The sequence below is a fragment of the Chryseobacterium sp. PCH239 genome, from assembly GCF_018924625.1.
Classification (GTDB): Bacteria; Bacteroidota; Bacteroidia; order Flavobacteriales; family Weeksellaceae; genus Chryseobacterium; species Chryseobacterium cucumeris.
Map to the genome: position 1 here is coordinate 81,516 of NZ_CP073027.1, position 17,913 is coordinate 99,428.

General features: G+C 36.8%; 18 protein-coding genes. 9 read left to right on the top strand and 9 right to left on the bottom strand.

What is annotated here, in order from left to right; genetic code table 11:
- Positions 1-188 precede the first annotated feature (188 nt).
- Positions 189-2,591: a phenylalanine--tRNA ligase subunit beta gene (gene pheT, locus KBP46_RS00410; protein ID WP_216444358.1), complete on the top strand. Its 2,403-nt coding sequence runs from the start codon at positions 189-191 to the stop codon at positions 2,589-2,591.
- A 469-nt stretch (positions 2,592-3,060) separates the two neighbouring features.
- Positions 3,061-3,471 (top strand): META domain-containing protein, encoded by a 411-nt coding sequence (locus KBP46_RS00415; protein ID WP_062671854.1) that lies wholly within the window; start codon positions 3,061-3,063, stop codon positions 3,469-3,471.
- A 48-nt stretch (positions 3,472-3,519) separates the two neighbouring features.
- On the opposite strand, the gene KBP46_RS00420 is transcribed toward KBP46_RS00415, so the two are convergent.
- The 7 genes from KBP46_RS00420 to KBP46_RS00450 form a co-directional block, all read right to left on the bottom strand.
- Positions 3,520-3,759, bottom strand: coding sequence for a hypothetical protein (locus KBP46_RS00420; RefSeq protein ID WP_002977986.1), 240 nt, complete (start codon positions 3,757-3,759; stop codon positions 3,520-3,522).
- 45 nt (positions 3,760-3,804) lie between these two features.
- Positions 3,805-4,701 (bottom strand): 3-hydroxybutyryl-CoA dehydrogenase, encoded by an 897-nt coding sequence (locus tag KBP46_RS00425; RefSeq protein ID WP_170872097.1) that lies wholly within the window; start codon positions 4,699-4,701, stop codon positions 3,805-3,807.
- Positions 4,702-4,711: 10 nt separating this feature from the next.
- On the bottom strand, positions 4,712-5,122 hold the full coding sequence (locus KBP46_RS00430) for a hypothetical protein (protein ID WP_062671860.1): 411 nt from the start codon (positions 5,120-5,122) through the stop codon (positions 4,712-4,714).
- A gap of 31 nt (positions 5,123-5,153) precedes the next feature.
- Positions 5,154-6,032, bottom strand: coding sequence for a CGA/CIA family class A beta-lactamase (gene bla-A, locus KBP46_RS00435; RefSeq protein ID WP_216444359.1), 879 nt, complete (start codon positions 6,030-6,032; stop codon positions 5,154-5,156).
- A 66-nt stretch (positions 6,033-6,098) separates the two neighbouring features.
- On the bottom strand, positions 6,099-7,829 hold the full coding sequence (locus KBP46_RS00440; protein WP_216444360.1) for a cellulase family glycosylhydrolase: 1,731 nt from the start codon (positions 7,827-7,829) through the stop codon (positions 6,099-6,101).
- A gap of 40 nt (positions 7,830-7,869) precedes the next feature.
- Positions 7,870-8,604 (bottom strand): hypothetical protein, encoded by a 735-nt coding sequence (locus KBP46_RS00445; RefSeq protein ID WP_216444361.1) that lies wholly within the window; start codon positions 8,602-8,604, stop codon positions 7,870-7,872.
- Position 8,605: 1 nt separating this feature from the next.
- Entirely contained in the window at positions 8,606-9,568 is a 963-nt protein-coding gene (locus KBP46_RS00450; RefSeq protein ID WP_216444362.1) for a Gfo/Idh/MocA family protein, read from the bottom strand.
- 134 nt (positions 9,569-9,702) lie between these two features.
- Here KBP46_RS00450 and KBP46_RS00455 point away from each other — a divergent pair, with 134 nt between their 5' ends.
- The 4 genes from KBP46_RS00455 to KBP46_RS00470 all read left to right on the top strand — a co-directional run bounded on the left by KBP46_RS00455 (position 9,703) and on the right by KBP46_RS00470 (position 12,748).
- Positions 9,703-10,350, top strand: a complete 648-nt coding sequence (locus tag KBP46_RS00455; RefSeq protein ID WP_216444363.1) for a hypothetical protein — start codon at positions 9,703-9,705, stop codon at positions 10,348-10,350.
- A gap of 101 nt (positions 10,351-10,451) precedes the next feature.
- The gene (locus KBP46_RS00460) at positions 10,452-11,102 is read left to right on the top strand and encodes a protein-L-isoaspartate(D-aspartate) O-methyltransferase (RefSeq protein WP_062671873.1); all 651 of its coding nucleotides are present in this window, start codon (positions 10,452-10,454) and stop codon (positions 11,100-11,102) included.
- A gap of 316 nt (positions 11,103-11,418) precedes the next feature.
- Positions 11,419-12,405: a D-glycerate dehydrogenase gene (locus KBP46_RS00465; RefSeq protein WP_216444364.1), complete on the top strand. Its 987-nt coding sequence runs from the start codon at positions 11,419-11,421 to the stop codon at positions 12,403-12,405.
- 49 nt (positions 12,406-12,454) lie between these two features.
- Complete coding sequence (locus KBP46_RS00470; protein WP_062671877.1) at positions 12,455-12,748, top strand: hypothetical protein; 294 nt, start codon at positions 12,455-12,457, stop codon at positions 12,746-12,748.
- Between the two features lie 118 nt (positions 12,749-12,866).
- On the opposite strand, the gene KBP46_RS00475 is transcribed toward KBP46_RS00470, so the two are convergent.
- Positions 12,867-13,301, bottom strand: coding sequence for an endonuclease domain-containing protein (locus KBP46_RS00475; RefSeq protein ID WP_216444365.1), 435 nt, complete (start codon positions 13,299-13,301; stop codon positions 12,867-12,869).
- Positions 13,302-13,590: 289 nt separating this feature from the next.
- Here KBP46_RS00475 and KBP46_RS00480 point away from each other — a divergent pair, with 289 nt between their 5' ends.
- From KBP46_RS00480 to KBP46_RS00490, 3 genes are all read left to right on the top strand, one after another.
- Positions 13,591-15,576 carry a urocanate hydratase gene (locus KBP46_RS00480; protein ID WP_216444366.1) on the top strand — a complete coding sequence of 662 codons (1,986 nt, stop codon included), beginning with the start codon at positions 13,591-13,593 and terminating at the stop codon, positions 15,574-15,576.
- A gap of 35 nt (positions 15,577-15,611) precedes the next feature.
- Positions 15,612-16,133, top strand: a complete 522-nt coding sequence (locus tag KBP46_RS00485; RefSeq protein WP_216444367.1) for a Crp/Fnr family transcriptional regulator — start codon at positions 15,612-15,614, stop codon at positions 16,131-16,133.
- Between the two features lie 242 nt (positions 16,134-16,375).
- A complete protein-coding gene (locus KBP46_RS00490) occupies positions 16,376-17,137 on the top strand; it encodes an MBL fold metallo-hydrolase (protein WP_216444368.1) in 762 nt (253 codons plus the stop codon).
- 477 nt (positions 17,138-17,614) lie between these two features.
- Here KBP46_RS00490 and KBP46_RS00495 read toward each other — a convergent pair whose 3' ends face one another.
- Entirely contained in the window at positions 17,615-17,887 is a 273-nt protein-coding gene (locus KBP46_RS00495; protein ID WP_216444369.1) for a hypothetical protein, read from the bottom strand.
- Between the last annotated feature and the right edge of the window lie 26 nt (positions 17,888-17,913).

Below are 17,913 nucleotides of genomic sequence, written 5' to 3' on the forward strand. Positions count from 1 at the left end.
ACAAAGATTAACGAAAATTTATTATCTTAAAATCGCTTCTAAATTTCTCTATTTCTCAAAAAAACACGACATTTGTAGCTCGAAAAATCATCCATGAAAATGGTGGGATTTCAAATAAAAGTTTCAAAATAGAGCAGATGAAACCATAGGACACATCTGACGAATTAAATAAGTAGATAGATTAACAAATGAAAATATCAAACAACTGGCTGAAGGACTTTGTAAAAACGGAATCAAAAACTGAAAGAATCGGTGAATTCCTTACAGATATAGGTCTTGAGGTTGAAGGGATAGATAAATTTGAAAGTGTAAGAGGCAGCCTGGAAGGAATTGTTGTAGGTAAAGTACTTACCTGCGAAAAACATCCTAATGCTGACAAACTGAAGAAGACAACAGTAGAGGTAGGAAACGGAAAAGTGTTGAACATTGTTTGCGGAGCTCCGAATGTTGAAGCAGGACAGACTGTTCCTGTAGCCGTTGTTGGAACAAAAATCTATGACAAGACCGGAAACTTTTTTGAAATTAAAGAAGCAAAAATCAGAGGAGAGGTTTCTCAGGGAATGATCTGTGCAGAAGACGAACTAGGCCTTAGCGAAGATCATGGAGGAATTATGGTGCTGGATGAAACAAAATATGAAGTAGGGAAAAACTTTGCAGACTATTTTGAGTTGACCAATGATGAGGTTTTTGAAATCGGTTTAACACCGAACAGAACAGATGCCATGTCTCACTATGGTGTTGCAAGAGATTTACACGCTTATCTTTCTACGAACCAATTGAAGTCACAATTTAATAAAGTAGCTTCTGAAGTTTTGAATAGCGAAGGAACTCATGATTTCAAACTGGAAATTGAAGATGCAGAATTGTGTCCAAGATATATCGGTGCTGTGATTGAAGACGTAAAGGTAGCAGAATCACCGTCCTGGTTGAAAGACAGACTGAGAGCGATCGGATTAAGCCCGATTAATAACGTTGTAGATATTACCAACTATATTCTTCATGGATACGGACAGCCGCTTCACGCGTTTGATGCAGATAAAATTGCAGATAAAAAAGTGAAAGTAGGTGTAGTAAAACCGGGAACGAAATTCACGACTTTAGATGGTGTTGAAAGAACATTAAATGGTTCTGAAATCATGATCAAAGACGGTAAAGATAAGCCGATGTGTATTGCCGGAGTATTCGGTGGTGAAAACTCAGGAGTATCTGATACTACAAAAACAATATTCCTTGAAAGTGCTTACTTCAACCCGATTGCAGTGAGAAAAGGAGCAAAAGCGCATAGCTTGAATACAGATGCTTCTTTCAGATTTGAGAGAGGAGTAGACCCGAATCTTACCAGAACAGCCATCACTCACGCTATTAAAATGATTCAGGAAATTGCTGAAGGTAAATTGGTAGGTGACTTATTGGAAGAATATCCTAAGAAAATAGAGGACAATTACGTGATCCTTAGATTCTCTAAAATTGAGCAGATTTTAGGAACAAAAATCCACAGAGAAAAAGTAAAGGAAATCTTAAAAGCATTGGAAATTCAGGTTTTAAATGAAATTCCAAACGGTTTCGAAATCTCCGTTCCTGCGTACAGAGCAGATGTAACAAGAGAAATTGACGTGATTGAAGAGATTTTAAGAATCTATGGATACAATAAAATTGATGCTCCACAGAAGATTTCGTTTACTCCTGTTAAGCTAAGCGCTAACGATCAGGACGAACTGGAAAACAGCTGGGCAAGAACTTTACAAGGCCTTGGTTTCAATGAAGTAATGAACAACTCTTTAACTTCTGTAAAAGACGAAACAGATGCTGTAAAACTATTGAACCCTTTAAGCGGTGATCTGGCATTCATGAGAAAGTCTTTATTGGAAGGACTTCTTCAGAATACAGTATATAACATCAACAGAAAGAATCAGGATATCAAGTTCTTCGAATTAGGAAAAATTTATCACAAAAAAGATAAATACGAAGAAAGAAAACAACTGGCATTACTGGTTTCCGGAAGAGATGTTGCAGAAAACTGGCTTCAGCCAAAATCTGCGGTAAGCTTCTATAACCTTAAGGCGTATGTAAAAGTTTTATTGGAAAGATTGGCTGTAGATTACAAAGAAGTAGCTCTAACTGATGACAGATTCTCTGATGCATTGGTATATGAAGCGGATGGTAAAGCATTGGTAAGAATCGGAAAAGTAGCGCCTGCCTTATTGAAAGACTTTGATATTGATCAGGAATGTTTCTATGCAGAAATTGAACTGGAATTTGCTCAGGAGTTACGTTCTAAAAATGAATTGAAATTCAAAGATATTCCGAAGTTCAACAAAATCAGAAGAGACTTAGCTTTATTGATTGATAAAACAGTTAACTATCAGGATTTATATCAGACAGCTAAGAAGAACAAATCTCCATTCATTAAAAACATTAATCTGTTCGATGTGTATGAAGGTAAAAATCTTCCTGAAGGTAAGAAGTCTTATGCAATGAGCTTCGAACTGTTAAACGAAGAAAAAACACTGGAAGAAAAAGAGATTACAGAGGTAATGGATTCTCTGATCAAAGCTTTCCAGAAAGAATTCAACGCTGAGTTGAGATCTTAATCATTGAAAATACATATTTCAACATAATAGAAACGGACTTGTTTAAGTCCGTTTTTTGTTTTATTGCGTTGTTGTTAGGCTTGGGCTAAAGCCAAATGAATTTTGTTGGTCAAAAACGGACTACCTTTGACTAAGCTTAGGATTACAATCCGTTCTATTGAATTTTAATTCAGTGATGTTTTTCCTGCTTCAGTTTATCCACAATCTTTGTCACTCCGTAGGAGTCTCAGAACTCTTTATAAGCTAATTGTAATAGAGATTCCTTCAGAATGACAAAGGCTACGTTACAACTTTAGTGCACATGAAGTTCTTATGTATTAAGGTTTTCAATCCTTTTTTGATCATCAAGAGCATAAAAATAATTCTGAAAAATATTCAAAATATCAAATGTTAAAGAATAATAAAATTCACGGCAACCCGTTTAAATAATATAATTTCCGTAAATTTGGGTTAATTCAAAAAGAAAAAAATGAAAAATCTTTTTTTAAGTATATGTACAGCGGCAGTATTGGCTTCATGTGGATCCATGACAAGCCCGTCTGCATCTAAAGTAGGGAAAGCTCAGCCTGCTCTTGCCAGCACAAAATGGACACTGGCTGAAACGGTAAAAGGTAAAGTTCCAACATTAAATATTGAAGGAGAAAAGATCACTGGAAATGCAGGATGTAACAACTATTTCGGAACAGCTACAATAGATCCGTCTACAGGAAGTTTTGCAGCGGGACAGATGGGATCTACGAAAATGATGTGCAGCAACATCGGAGTAGAGCAGAACTTTATGGATATGATGGGAAAAGCTAACAAATATGTGGTTTCCGGAAATACTTTAGAATTGTACAAAGACAATCTTTTGCTATTGAAATTCACAAAATCAGAATAAAAAACAAAAGGAACTCAATTGAGTTCCTTTTTTATGTTTAGAGTGTTATTAATCTTCCTCTTCTTCGTCGTACTTAGCCAACTCTTCGTCGCACCATTTGAACGCTGCTTCTACTACTTTAGTAGCCTCGTCTGCCATCGTTTCTTCATCATCACCTTCAAGATCATCTAACCACTCAACTTCTTCTTCCTCAACGTTTAGGATAAATCTTGGATATTCTGTATGAACTACGAATAGATCCTCTGGAAATTCCGAATTATCTGCTAATAAAAACTTTGGTAATTTCATTTTTTTAATGTTTTAACTTTCTCAAAGATAAATAAAATTATTGATTTAAGATGACTTCAAAAACATTTTTGAAACTTTTTCAGCTTTTTTGCTTTCAGAATAATCGTAGAACCCTTCTCCTGATTTTACACCCAGTTTTCCGGCTGTCACCATATTCACAAGCAATGGGTTTGGAGCATACTTAGGATTTTTGAAACCGTCATACATTACGTTCAGAATGGCAAGGCATACATCAAGACCAATAAAGTCTGCCAGCTGAAGCGGACCCATCGGATGAGCCATTCCCAGTTTCATTACCGTATCAATTTCTTCTACACCAGCCACTCCGTTATAAAGGGTTTCGATAGACTCATTGATCATTGGCATTAGAATTCTGTTGGCCACAAAACCTGGATAATCATTTACCTCTACAGGAACTTTACCCAAAGTTTTACTCATTTCATAAATGGCATCAAAAGTCTCTTTGGAAGTAGAGTATCCCTTGATAATTTCTACCAGTTTCATGATAGGAACCGGATTCATAAAGTGCATTCCGATTACTTTATCAGCTCTTTTGGTAGCCGCAGCAATTTTTGTGATAGAAATAGAAGAAGTATTAGTTGCAAGGATACAGTTGGCAGGAGCCAGTTCATCCATCTGACCAAAGATCTTTAATTTAAGATCCAGGTTTTCTGTAGCTGCCTCTACAATAAGATCTGCAGAACCTGCAGCATCATTCAATGCTGTAAAAGTAGTGATGTTACCTAAAGTTTCAGCTTTTTGCTCCTCTGTAAGGTTTCCTTTTGCAATGATTCTGTCAAGATTCGTAGTAATGGTTTTTAAACCTCTGTCCAAAGCTTCCTGGGATACATCTACAAGATTTACTTTAAAACCGCTTTGTGCAAAAGTATGTGCAATACCATTCCCCATGGTTCCCGCTCCGATAACTACAATGTTTTTAATCATTTTTCCTTTATTTTTTATAGATAGTTAAATTTTTTGCGTCTGTAAGATCCGATTGTGTGACAACAGCTGTAGAGTCAAAGGTAACATTTCCTACACTCTGGCTTTTTTTACTGTTATTCTGGTTGGAAACAGTAGCCGTTAAACCTCTTATCAATCGTTTTTTCTGATTCTTTGTAAGAAAGTCGGTGCCAACATACAATGTATATTCACCTTCTCTTCCCATGCCTTTTTGGATCAGGACTTCCAGGCTTTTGATCTGGCTTTTGTTCTTAAATTCTTTCAGAAAGCTCATCACAGGCTTATCAGAGGCAGGGCCACAGCATACACTTCCGTAGCTGATCTCTAAATAATTCTGATTCTTCTGAGCGTAAAAGAATGTGAAAGCGAATAGAGCCGTTGTTATTATTATTTTTTTCATGTTAAATCGCTTTAAAAATAAGCTTAAAATTTTACTTATTAAAATATTCCCAAACCTCCCTGGAAATATCTGAAATCATCCTGCAGTTGACTGCATCCGTTTCCGTTGAATTACTGACAAATACGGCTAATGCATAATGTTTTCCATTCGGTAAAGTAATGATTCCTATTTCATTTTCCGCACCTGTCAAACCTGCTTTATTTTTCCCGGAAGCTCCCGTTTTTCTTGCCACGGGAGTGTTTTTGGGAAGTTGTTCCACCATTTTATTCAATCCTGTGGAAGTAGACCATAGTACTTTCATCAGATAATCTGTAGATTTTTTGGAAAGTATTTTCCCGTCATAGAATTTTTTAAGGATATCGACTGCTGATTTTGTAGTACTGTAATTTTCATATTGAACATTCCAGTCTTTATGCATGTCCTCTTCATTATATTTGATCTGAAAACCTTGTACCCCTTTTGAATCTATGAATTTTTGAACAGTCCGGGTTCCTCCCAATAACCTGAGAAGAATATCACAGCCGTTGTTATCACTTTTGGCAACCGTATATCCAATCACTTCACTTAACGGAACTTCTGCATTCTTCCCGGCATATTGATCACGAAGCGGCGACCATGTATTCTCGAGTAAATTTGACTGATCCAGTTTAATTTTCTGATCCAGAGAAAGCTTTCCCTGGTCTATGGCATTCAGAACCGTTGCGGCAATGTGAAACTTGAATACACTTTGCATTGGCAGCTTTTTGTCTGCGTTTTTATTGTATGTAAAACCATTTTCAAAACCTAGGACAGAAACGCCCACAGTAGCTTTTTTGTTCTTAAGGATTGAGTTTATTTTCTGTTCTAATAAAGAAGTCTGGGCAAAGGTAAATGCTGAAATCAGAAGAAAAAAGAATGCTGTTTTTTTCATAATATGATCATTAAAAAAGCCCTCTTCTGAAGACCGGAAGAGAGCTGCAATTTAAGACAATTATTACTATTTTAATTCAAAATAATTCAGATTAACACCATCATTTTCAAAGACAATTCTGATCTTGTTTTCCCCTTTCTGAAGGCTGATGTTTTTTGCTGATACCGTTTTCCAGTTTTCATTTCCACCTGTCGATACCAATGATACTGTAGCTAAAACTTTTCCTGAAGCTGTTTCAATTCTTATTTTAGAATCGTTGGCCGCAGAATATCTGATATCCATCGAATAACTTTTGTCTCCTTTGGACTGAACTGTGTACTGAAGCCATTCTCCGGTTTCTGTTTTTCCTACATAATACTGATTGGTAACTTTATCATTACATTTATATATATCTACCCCGTCATTTCTCATCTGCTGTCCGGAGTTCCATTCCGATCTTTTAGCCGGATCACTTACCCAGAGATTAATAAAATCCTTATCCAGATACGCAGCCCCCATTCTTCCCAAATCATATTCTGAAGCAAATATTCTTCCCGGAGCCTGGTGATTTCTGAAAGGTTTTGTATAAGCATCTGTAATCTGTCTGAACATCGCATCAATTACATCTCTTTTAATTTCCGTATTGTTCAGTTTATAATTGTCGGCAATCTGTAGTAAAGCTTTTTTGGCATATTCTTTAGAAGGCTTTTCACCTCCGTTTTTCCAGTAATCCAACAGCTTTTCATATTCAGGCGTGATTTTTACATTGGTAATTCCCGCGATATTATCAATCTTTTTCATCGGCCAGAAGGCGTATCCTATATTATGCTTGCCCAAAAGCTGAATCAGCTCGGTAAACCATACATTGGAATTCTCACCAGTTTCCCCAAGCCATATCGGCATATTGTGTTTCTCTCTGAGATCCAGCGCGAATTGAATGGTTTGATCATCATTGTAATTCCAGTATTTATGAAAACTGAAGGCCATATTATTATCCCAGATCGCCGGAAGCCCGTTATAATTGTTTCCCCATCCGTTTCCTTCAATAAAAATAATATGTTTTTTATCAACTTCTCTAATAGCTGCAGTGATGTCTTTCTGAAGCTTCCAAAGTGGAGCATTGGACATTTCATCTGTACCATTCGGGTTTTTCCCGGTAAAATTGATATTGGGTTCGTTAATCAGGTCATACCCTCCAATCCATGGATTATCTTTATACCGCTCAGCTAGTTTTTTCCAAAGCGCAATCGTTTTTCTCTGGTTTTCTTCATTAGCCCAAAGTGAAGGCTTGGATTTGTCATTATCAGAGATGTTCGCATCATTTCCCTGACCTCCCGGTGCAGCATGAAGATCCAGAATAAGGTATATTTTATTATCGGTGCACCATTGAAGAAGGTCGTCAGTCATTCTAAAACCTTCATCCAGCCATGTATCTTTTCCTTTTGCAGGTTCTTTTTCAATAGGAAGGGTGTAAAGGTTGTAATGCATCGGCAACCTTATAGAATTGAATCCTGCTTTGGCTAAAAAGTCGATATCCTGCTTTGTGATTCCATTTTTCAGGTAAGCTTTGTAGAACTCATTCATTCCGTCTTCACCAATCAATTCTGCAATTTTCTCCTTAATCTTATACTGAGGGCCTGCAAAATCAGCAGTTTTCAGCATATATCCTTCCTGTAGCATCCAACCGCCGAGCCCAAGACCTTTCAATTGAATATTTTCACCTTTATCATTAACGATTTTTTGTCCTGAAGTCTTCAGTAATTGTGATGTCCCAAATTGAGACAATAAAAGTACGGATAATAGAATGGCTCTTTTCATAGTAGTTTCAATGATTTAAATAATAGGAATTTTTTAGAAATTAGTCATAATGAATGGTGGCATCATAATAAGAATCTACATTCAGACCATTTATTCTGCCAGGAATCCATTGCGTGTGTAAAACAAAATCTTTCAATTGTTTATTGAATTGTTTTTCAAATATATTGTTTTTTTTGTTTTGAAATTCACTTTTTACTGATAAATCCTTAATTTTTCCGTTTTTAGTAATAATAAAAGAAGCTGAAGTGTAGGAATAAAACTTTTCCTTTTTTGATTTATATCCTTGGGGAGTAGGAAATTTTTTTAGATAATCAGTTTGTAGTTTTTCAAACTGATTGTCTGCGGTAGAGTTAGGATAGCGCGAAATATCATCACATTCTTCATATGAAAATATTTCATCGGGATGATTTTTTATAAACAGTTGCTTTGCGGTAAAGCGCAATGAGTCTATAAATTTCTTTCCGAATCTTTTTAAAATAAGTCTGTTCATCTCGATTTCCCGGCAGTTTTCATAGTGATCATTCGGAAATCTTACACAAGATATGGGAATTTGCTGTGTTTTTATATGATTCTGATTCAGAAGCTCGATAAATTCCTTTTCACCCAGATAATCATAGCCTAAGCCAGAGAAATTGGTCCAGGTATAATTTTTATAATTGAAATCATTTTGTGCCTGCTTTTTTTGATCATCACAATCTATCTCGTAACCATTTTTTTTCTGATGACAAGATAGCATTGTGATTGCTGCCAAAAATAGTGCAGACTTTATTTTCATGTTAACTGATCAGTTTCATAATCTCTAAAGCCACTTTCAATGCTTCAGTTCCATCTTCAAGAGAAACTTCTACATTTTTGTCGCCAGTAATCGCATCAGCGAAAGAATTTAATTCGTCCAGAATAGCATTGTTAGGCTGGATATTTGGATATTCAAACAGAATCTGGTTCTTTTCTCCCTCTGCATTTTCAATGATCATATCAAATGGAGTAGGGTTTTCAGGAGCATCTTTCATTCTGATCACTTCAGCCTTTTTCTCAAGGAAGTCAACGGAAATATAAGCATCTTTCTGGAAGAATCTGCTCTTTCTCATCGCCTTCATAGAAATTCTGGAAGTCGTAAGGTTGGCCACACATCCGTTCTCGAACTCTATTCTTGCGTTGGCAATATCCGGAGTTTTGCTGACTACACAAACACCACTTGCGTGGATATTTTTCACTTTGGATTTCGCAATGCTTAATAAGATATCAAGATCGTGAATCATAAGATCCAATACCACAGAAACATCTGTACCACGGGGATTAAATTCAGCCAGTCTGTGGATTTCAATAAACATCGGAGTACTGATGTATTCCTTGGTAGCAATAAACGCTGGGTTGTATCGCTCAACGTGTCCTACCTGTGCTTTGATTCCTTTTTCCTGGCACAAACGAAGAATTTCTTCTGCCTGTTCAAGAGTCTGGGTTACCGGCTTTTCAATAAAGAAATGAAGACCTTTTTTAATAGCTTTTAAAGCGTAATCGTAATGATAAACTGTAGGAGTGACAATATCAAGCATGTCGATCTGTTCCAGTAAATCATCAAAATTTTCAAAATATTTATATCCGAATTCGGCTTCTAATTTCTTTCCGTTTTCAACATCTTTATCATGGAAACCTACAAATTCATATCTATCTGATTGATTAAGAAGTTTTAAATGTATTTTTCCCAAGTGTCCGGCACCTACCAAACCTGCTTTTAACATAGCTGTATTAAATTTTTGTAAAGATAGTGAATGTACATTTATAAAATACATGACTTTTCACTTGGTGATAGTCAGGAATGAACGTCTTCATTCATTAAAGAAATTATACTAAATTCACGGTCAGAAAAATAGCTATGAAGAGAATAATTTCGATTGTAATCATTTCTGGATTATGTACTGCAGGATGTATAGGAGATAGTCCATATGATCCGCAGGCTCAATGCGGAACACCAACAAATCTGATATTTGAAAAAGGAAATAACAAGCTTTCCTGGAGCTTTATCAGCCAGGGAGAAGGATATTTTGAAATACAGTATGGGGAGCAGGGGTTCACTTTGGGAAAGGGAACTACAGTGGTCACCAACAAGTATTTTTATAATCTTCCTCTCTATAAAGATAATAAATATGACCTTTATGTGAGAAAAAATTGTGGAACAGCTAATGGGCGCAGCCATTGGGCAGGACCTGTTACCGTATTGGCTGGCACTACAACTACCTGTGTAAAGCCAGAGTATGCAACCTATTCAAAAACAACCTCTTCTGCGAATTCTTCTAGTTTTGATGCTACAGTATCCTGGGAAAATGATGGGGTTTCCGCATATGAAACGGTTTTGACAACAAGTTCTGCTCCTCCTGCAAGTGGAGATTTGGTGTTTGCAGGTCAAAAAGCTATTTATGTAGGATTAAGTAAAACCTTGAATTATAACTTTTTTGTGAGAAAAAAATGTGCTGACAATACTTTTAGCGATTTTTACGGACCTTATCCGATAAAGTGGAATTAAGAAATAAAAACCAAGCAATCAAAAAATGATTGCTTTATTTTTGTGGATAATTCTTTGCTTCAATTTCTGAAATCTAATTTCTAATTTCTTACTTTTGTCAAATGCAGGATTCGTTTGTACATAAAGGAAAAAGAAAGATTTTAGTAGATTACCTTCGAAACAGAATTGGTATTTCGGATGAAAATGTACTTTCGGCGATGAGTGAAGTTCCGAGACACCTTTTTATCGAAAGTATTTTTGAAGATTTTGCCTATGAAGACAGAGCATTTCCTATTCTGGCTCATCAGACCATTTCCCATCCTTCCACGGTAGCGGAACAGTCTGAATTACTGAAGGTAAAACCGGGTGAAAAAGTGTTGGAAATTGGAACAGGATGTGGATACCAGACCGCAGTGTTAATGGCGATGAAAGCTCATGTCTATACGGTGGAAAGACAGAAAGACCTGTTTGATTTTTCCAAAAAGAAACTCAGAGAACTTCATCTGTTTCCAAAATTCCAAAGCTTTGGGGATGGTTTTGCAGGACTTCCTACTTTTGCTCCTTTTGATAAAATTATCGTTACATGTGGCGCTTCTACACTGCCTACAGAACTTTTAAAACAACTGAATGTCGGAGGAATAATGGTGATTCCATTAGGTCCAACGGATGAGCAGGTTTTATACAGATTTACCAAAGTAGGCCCTACAGAATTTGAAAAAGAAGAATTCGGAGCTTATAAATTTGTTCCGATGCTTGGAAATACAAATCAGTAGAATAGATTTGGTAGACTTAGTGGTCTCAAACACCAGTTCTTTGTGAGAAACATCTTATCAGTAGAAGCTGACTTTTATTCGTTTTTTCAAAAAAAATCATTTGGATTTAATCAAAATTTAAAATCTTTTAACTCCGTTTCGGAATGAAAATTGATGGAATTAAAACCCTCAGTATACAATCACGATCACAGAAATATATATAGATTTTGAATCAAACATTCAGATGAAAAGAAATAATTTTTTTAATATTAAAGTTCAATAACCTTACTTTTTGAGAGTGAGGTTTTTTTATTTAAAATCATTAAATAACAGTACAATGAAAGTTTTTATCAATAAAAGAATTCCCGAAACAGGAATTGAAATGCTGAATGAGGCCGGTCTGGAACTTATATTTCCGGAAAAGGAAACCCTTTCTTACGAAGAATGGATTCATTACTGTAAAAACACTGACACCATACTCAATGTGGGCGGAGATTTCAAATATGATAAGAATTTTTTTGATGCCTGCCCGAATGTCAAAGCCATTGCCTTATATTCTGTAGGATTTGATCACGTTGACATTAAAGAAGCTACGCAAAGAAATATTCCGATAGGGAATACTCCTGATGTTTTGAGCAGAGCTACTTCAGATGTTGCTTTTTTACTGATGCAGTCTGTTGCCAGAAGAGCAAGCTATAATTTTCAGAAAGTAAAAGATGATAACTGGGGAGCATTTGATCCTCTACACGCCCTGGGCCAGGAATTATATGGAAAAACACTGGGGATTTTTGGATTGGGCCGAATCGGGTATGAAATGGCTGAAAAATCAAAAAAGGCTTTTGGTATGAACATCATTTACCACAACCGCCATCAGAATGAAAAAGCAGAAAAAGAGCTGGGGGCAGCTTATGTTTCTTTTGAAGAATTGATCAGAAACTCAGATGTATTGAGTGTACATGCCAATTTTACCCCAGAGCAGAAAGAATTATTCAACTATTCTATATTTGAGCAGATGAAACCGAATGCTATTTTCATTAATACAGCCAGAGGAGGGTTTCACAATCAAAAAGATCTGTATCAGGCACTCGTTGACAAAAAAATCTGGGGAGCAGGTCTGGATGTTACCAATCCGGAACCAATGTCTGCAGATGATCCTATTCTGGGACTTTCAAGTGTCTGTATTCTGCCGCATATCGGTTCTGCGACTTTAGAAGCCCGAAATGGAATGGCCAGACTGGCTGCAGGAAATATTATCGCTTTTTCAAAAAATGAAAAAATGCCGAATTGTGCAAATCCTGACGTTTATTCTCATCAATCATCATAACTTGGAATTATTTTTGTTCTGATGATATAAACCTAAAATCTTAAATACTATGGCACCAGAGAAAAATATTAATGAGCAAAACAAGAGGTTAGAACAGATGGATTATAGCCCTAATGAAGATATATTTAAGAGAGAAAAACATATTTCGCTTGATGGCGACGGAAATCCTATTCTGGATGAAGACTTTGATGAAGATAAAATTGATAAAGGGTTAGATATCCCTGGAGCTGAGGATGATGATGAAATGGAAGAAATAGGAGAGGAAGATGAAGAAAACAACTACTGGAGTCTCAGTGATAATGAAGATGACCATGAAGAAGAAAACGATGATGTTTTAACTTAAATTTTAACGATACAAAAACCAGCCTTATTGAATTTCAGTAAGGTTTTTTTATGCTGAATAACGACTAATATGGGTAAGGGTAATTCCCCTCCCTCGGAGGGGTGGATTCGAAAATTCTTTAAATTTTTGAAGACGGGGTGGTTCCGTAATGCAGCACAATAAAATCCTCCAACTCCTTCATCACCAGACTCAGATTATTCCTCACATCAAAATCACTAATCCTGAAAACCAACAACCCCAAAGATTCAAGATATTCTTCTCTTATCCCGTCATAAATCTGTTTTTCATCATGGCTTGAACCGTCTATTTCTATAATGAGGCCAAGCGTTTTTACATAAAAATCAACGATATAATTTCCGATAATCCTTTGTCTGTCAAAATCAATGGTATAGAATTTTTTTGCACGGACTTTTTTCCAGAAGATCACTTCTCCCAAAATCCGGGCTTTACGTTTTTCTTTTGATAATGCTTTTAAATAGGGATTGTAGGGCAGGTTTTCAACGAAATTCCTGCGGATAGGAATTCCGTTTACAGTAGTAAGGATTTCTTTCATTGTTGTGTTTTTGACCACCCCGTCTTCCAAAGTTGTTAACTTTGAAATCCACCCCTACAAAGGAGGGGAATTGAGGTGTGTTTATTCAAATATAGTATTTAATATTAAATGATAGTCGATTTACAGTTTTCATAACTTTGCTTAAACCTTAAACCTTAAACCTTAAACCTTAAACCTTAAACCTTAAACCTTAAACCATTCTTTCCTTCCCCTCTTGCCTATATTTCCTATTTTGAATATCTTTAAAACTTCAAACATTGTTTAAAAACATAGACCTTTAAATAGTAATATGACATTCCAAGAACAGATACAGCAGGGGATTCCTAATCAGCTGCCGCAACCAAAACCATACGAGACCAATATCAACCATGCTCCGAAGCGTAAAGAAATTTTAGGGGAAGAAGAGAAAAAACTGGCATTGAAGAATGCTTTACGTTATTTCGAACCTCAGTTTCATGCAGAACTGATTCCTGAATTCAAGCAGGAACTGGAAGATTACGGAAGGATTTATATGTACCGTTTCCGTCCGGATTATGAAATGAAGGCGAGACCTATTACAGACTATCCCGGAAAATCTGAGCAGGCGAAAGCGATCATGCTGATGATTCAGAATAACCTGGATTATGCAGTAGCACAGCATCCACACGAACTGATTACGTATGGTGGAAACGGAGCGGTTTTCTCCAACTGGGCGCAGTATCTGCTGACCATGAAATATTTGTCTGAAATGAGTAATGAACAGACCTTGGTAATGTATTCAGGACATCCGATGGGATTGTTCCCTTCTCATAAAGATGCACCAAGAGTTGTGGTAACGAATGGTATGATGATCCCGAACTATTCCAAACCGGATGACTGGGAGAAATTCAATGCATTAGGTGTTACTCAGTATGGGCAAATGACGGCAGGAAGTTATATGTATATCGGTCCTCAGGGGATTGTTCATGGAACGACGATTACTGTGTTAAATGCTTTCAGAAAAATCAAGAAAGAGCCGAAAGGAGGACTTTTCGTTACTTCAGGATTAGGAGGAATGAGTGGTGCTCAGCCAAAAGCAGGGAATATTGCAGGCTGTGTTACTGTATGTGCAGAAGTGAATCCTAAGATCACGAAAATCCGTCACGATCAGAAATGGGTGAATGAGATTCATGAAGATCTTGATGCATTGGTAAAAAGAGTAAGAGAAGCACAGGCGAACAAAGAAACAGTGTCTTTGGCTTACCTTGGAAATGTTGTAGAGGTTTGGGAGAAATTTGATCAGGAAGATTTAAGAATCGATATCGGATCAGATCAGACTTCCCTTCACAATCCATGGGCGGGTGGTTATTATCCTGTAGGACAAAGTTTTGAAGAATCTAATACCATGATGGCTGAAAACCCTGAGTTGTTCAAAGAAAAAGTTCAGGAAACGTTGAGAAGACACGCTGCGGCCATCAATAAACATACAGAAAAAGGAACTTATTTCTTTGATTACGGAAATGCCTTTTTGTTGGAAGCTTCCAGAGCCGGAGCTGATGTAATGGCAGAAAATCCGACATTAGGAAGAGAATTCAAATATCCGAGTTATGTACAGGATATCATGGGACCTATGTGTTTTGATTATGGTTTTGGGCCGTTCCGTTGGGTATGTTCCAGTGGAAATCCGGAAGATCTTCAGAAGACAGATGATATTGCCTGTGCAGTATTAGAGGAAATGGTTAAGAACTCTCCTGAAGAAATCCAGCAGCAGATGAAAGACAATATCCAATGGATCAAGGGAGCGCAGGAAAACAAACTGGTGGTAGGTTCTCAGGCAAGAATCCTTTATGCAGACGCAGAAGGAAGAATGAAAATTGCTGAAGCCTTCAACAAAGCTATTAAAAACGGAGAAATCGGACCTGTGGTTCTAGGCAGAGACCACCATGACGTTTCAGGAACAGATTCTCCTTACAGAGAGACTTCCAATATCTATGACGGATCAAGATTTACAGCAGATATGGCCATTCACAACGTGATTGGGGACAGTTTCCGTGGAGCTACCTGGGTTTCCATTCACAATGGTGGCGGAGTAGGCTGGGGAGAAGTGATCAACGGAGGTTTCGGAATGCTTCTTGACGGAAGTGATGATGCCGACAGAAGATTAAAATCCATGCTTTTCTGGGATGTAAACAACGGAATCTCAAGAAGAAGCTGGGCAAGAAACGAAGGCGCTGTTTTTGCCATTAAAAGAGCGATGGAAGCAGAACCAAACTTAAAAGTAACCCTTCCGAACCTTGTAGACGAAAACTTATTGTAATATAAAAATTCAACATTGGCAACCATCAACAAAAATTGTTTTCACACCTGAACGTAGAGGATAGTGATCCTGTATGGGAGAAGTTTGCTGAGGTTGAATTTTCAAAGAAAAATATATTTACTGACAACAAAGCCTATCTTGTAGAAGATGGGCTTGTCCGTAAATACTACATCAACAGTACCTCAGATATCGATACCGAGATCTGTGCAGAATTCTACTTTCCCGGCGATATTTTTACTGTGGAAGAAAAAAGCTCTGATGCCGTTTATGAGTCCATCAACAAAGGACTGGCCTGGGAAATCACTCTGGATGAGGTGAAAGACCTGTTTGCTGTAAATCCGCACTGCCGTTTCGTACAGAACTACTATCTGAGCAGAAAGCTCAATGCTGCGATGAAAAGGGAAATGCTCTTGCTGAAAAACACTCCGCAAGACCTTTATGAATATCTGCTGAAGAACAAACCCCATTATATTCAGAATATTCCTCTGAAATACCTTGCCTCCTATATTGGCATTACACCTATTTCTTTAAGCCGGATCAGGAAGCGTATTCTGTAAGAAGCTGGAAGCTGGAAGCTGGATGAAGGGAGCTGGAAGTTATTTCCAGTCTTCATATTTTCTGTAGGTTTTAAAAATTAATTGGAAAATTATTGTAAATAAAAAAAGTGACATAGTTGTTCTTTCACCTCAATAACTTCCATCTTCCATCCCCCAGCTCCCATTCTCAAAACACCCTCATTAATTAACTTTTGTTTATTGACTGGCCTTCCGTAAGTTTCTTCCTTTGCTGAAAAAAGAATATGGAAATACAAAAATTAAACTGGGCAGGTGTAAAACTCACTTCACATAACAAAACCATCTTAATAGATGCTGTAGAAGATTTCTCTTATTACAAACCTGTTTTGGGAGATGCTGTAGAGAATCTCATAGAATTTTCAGACCATGTACAGGCAGATTATATCCTGTTTACCCATATGCACCTTGACCATTTTGATAAAGGAGTGATCCAAAAATGCTTAAAGAAAGAGGGAAAACTGATCGTCTACGCAGGATTGGAAGCTATTGTAAGAAAACTTGTACCTGATGTTGAAATGATCGTTATGGATCTTGATGAAACCTTCACAGAAAAAAATATCACCTTCAAACCGGTATTTGCGATGGATGGTGTGGGAGAAATACAATCTTCCTGGATTGTAGATGATGGTGATACTAAAATCTTTCACGGAGGAGATACCATCTGGCACAACCAGTTCTGGAAGCTTGGAAAAGAAAACCCCAATATAGATTACGCTTTCTTACCCGTAAACGGAGTAGTAGTAAATTTCGAGATCATTGGATTAGAATACAGCCCGGTTCCCGCGTCCCTTAATCTGAAAGAAGCATTTGCTGCAGCTCGTCTTCTACACGCCCAAAAGCTGGTGCCTATCCATTACGGATTGTTTGCCCATGAGAAATGCTATATTCCTCAGGTTTTTGACGAGCAGGATTTGAAAAACATTTCTGAGGAAGTTGGACAGGAATATTTGATTTTAAAAGATGGAGCAATGCTGGTAGAATCTTAATTGATATTTATAAGGAAAACTGTCATTCTGAGTGAAATGCAATGGAATGAAGAATCTCAATATCAATAGGAACGGGCTATAATCCTGAGCATAGTTCGAAGGAAGCCCGTTTTCTTTTATGCATAATATGAATTGGCTTTAGCCGAAATTTAAAATTAGGTTTTGGCTAAAGCCTTTTGTATTTTTCTTTTTTATATCGGGCTAAAGCCCGATGCTATTGATAATCTTATTGTACTTTATTTCTTTTTATAATAAGAGTCTAGTTTCCTTCGGAAAGACAAAATGAGCGCTTAGATTATCCACACAGTTTGTCATTCCGCAGGAATCTCGACAACGATTAAACATCAAAACCTTTACAATTTCTCAACAAAAAAGCTATGAAAAGTTTTCCATAGCTTATTCCTGATAATTAAGGTTGAAATTTTGTTTGAAAATAAAAACTTACGGTGAGGCAGGCTTTATTTCTTTTTGAAATAATTATTCATGATCATGATTATTGTCTTTAAATTCATGAGGTTGAAAAGAGACTTGATTATCTTTATCTAAACCTTTAATTTTTTTTAATATTTCTTTTGGACCACTTTCGAAATAGACCACATAATCATAGATTAATCCGTCCTTACTGGTAAATGTTTCTATGTGCCACTCTGTTGCACATAATTCTTCATAAGTTATTCCTAATTTTTCAGCTAATCTTGTCTCATCTTGAATTTGTTGCAATTCCATAAAATGTTCTTTGGCTCGTCCCATGTTATTATATGTTTTTAATTATTTAA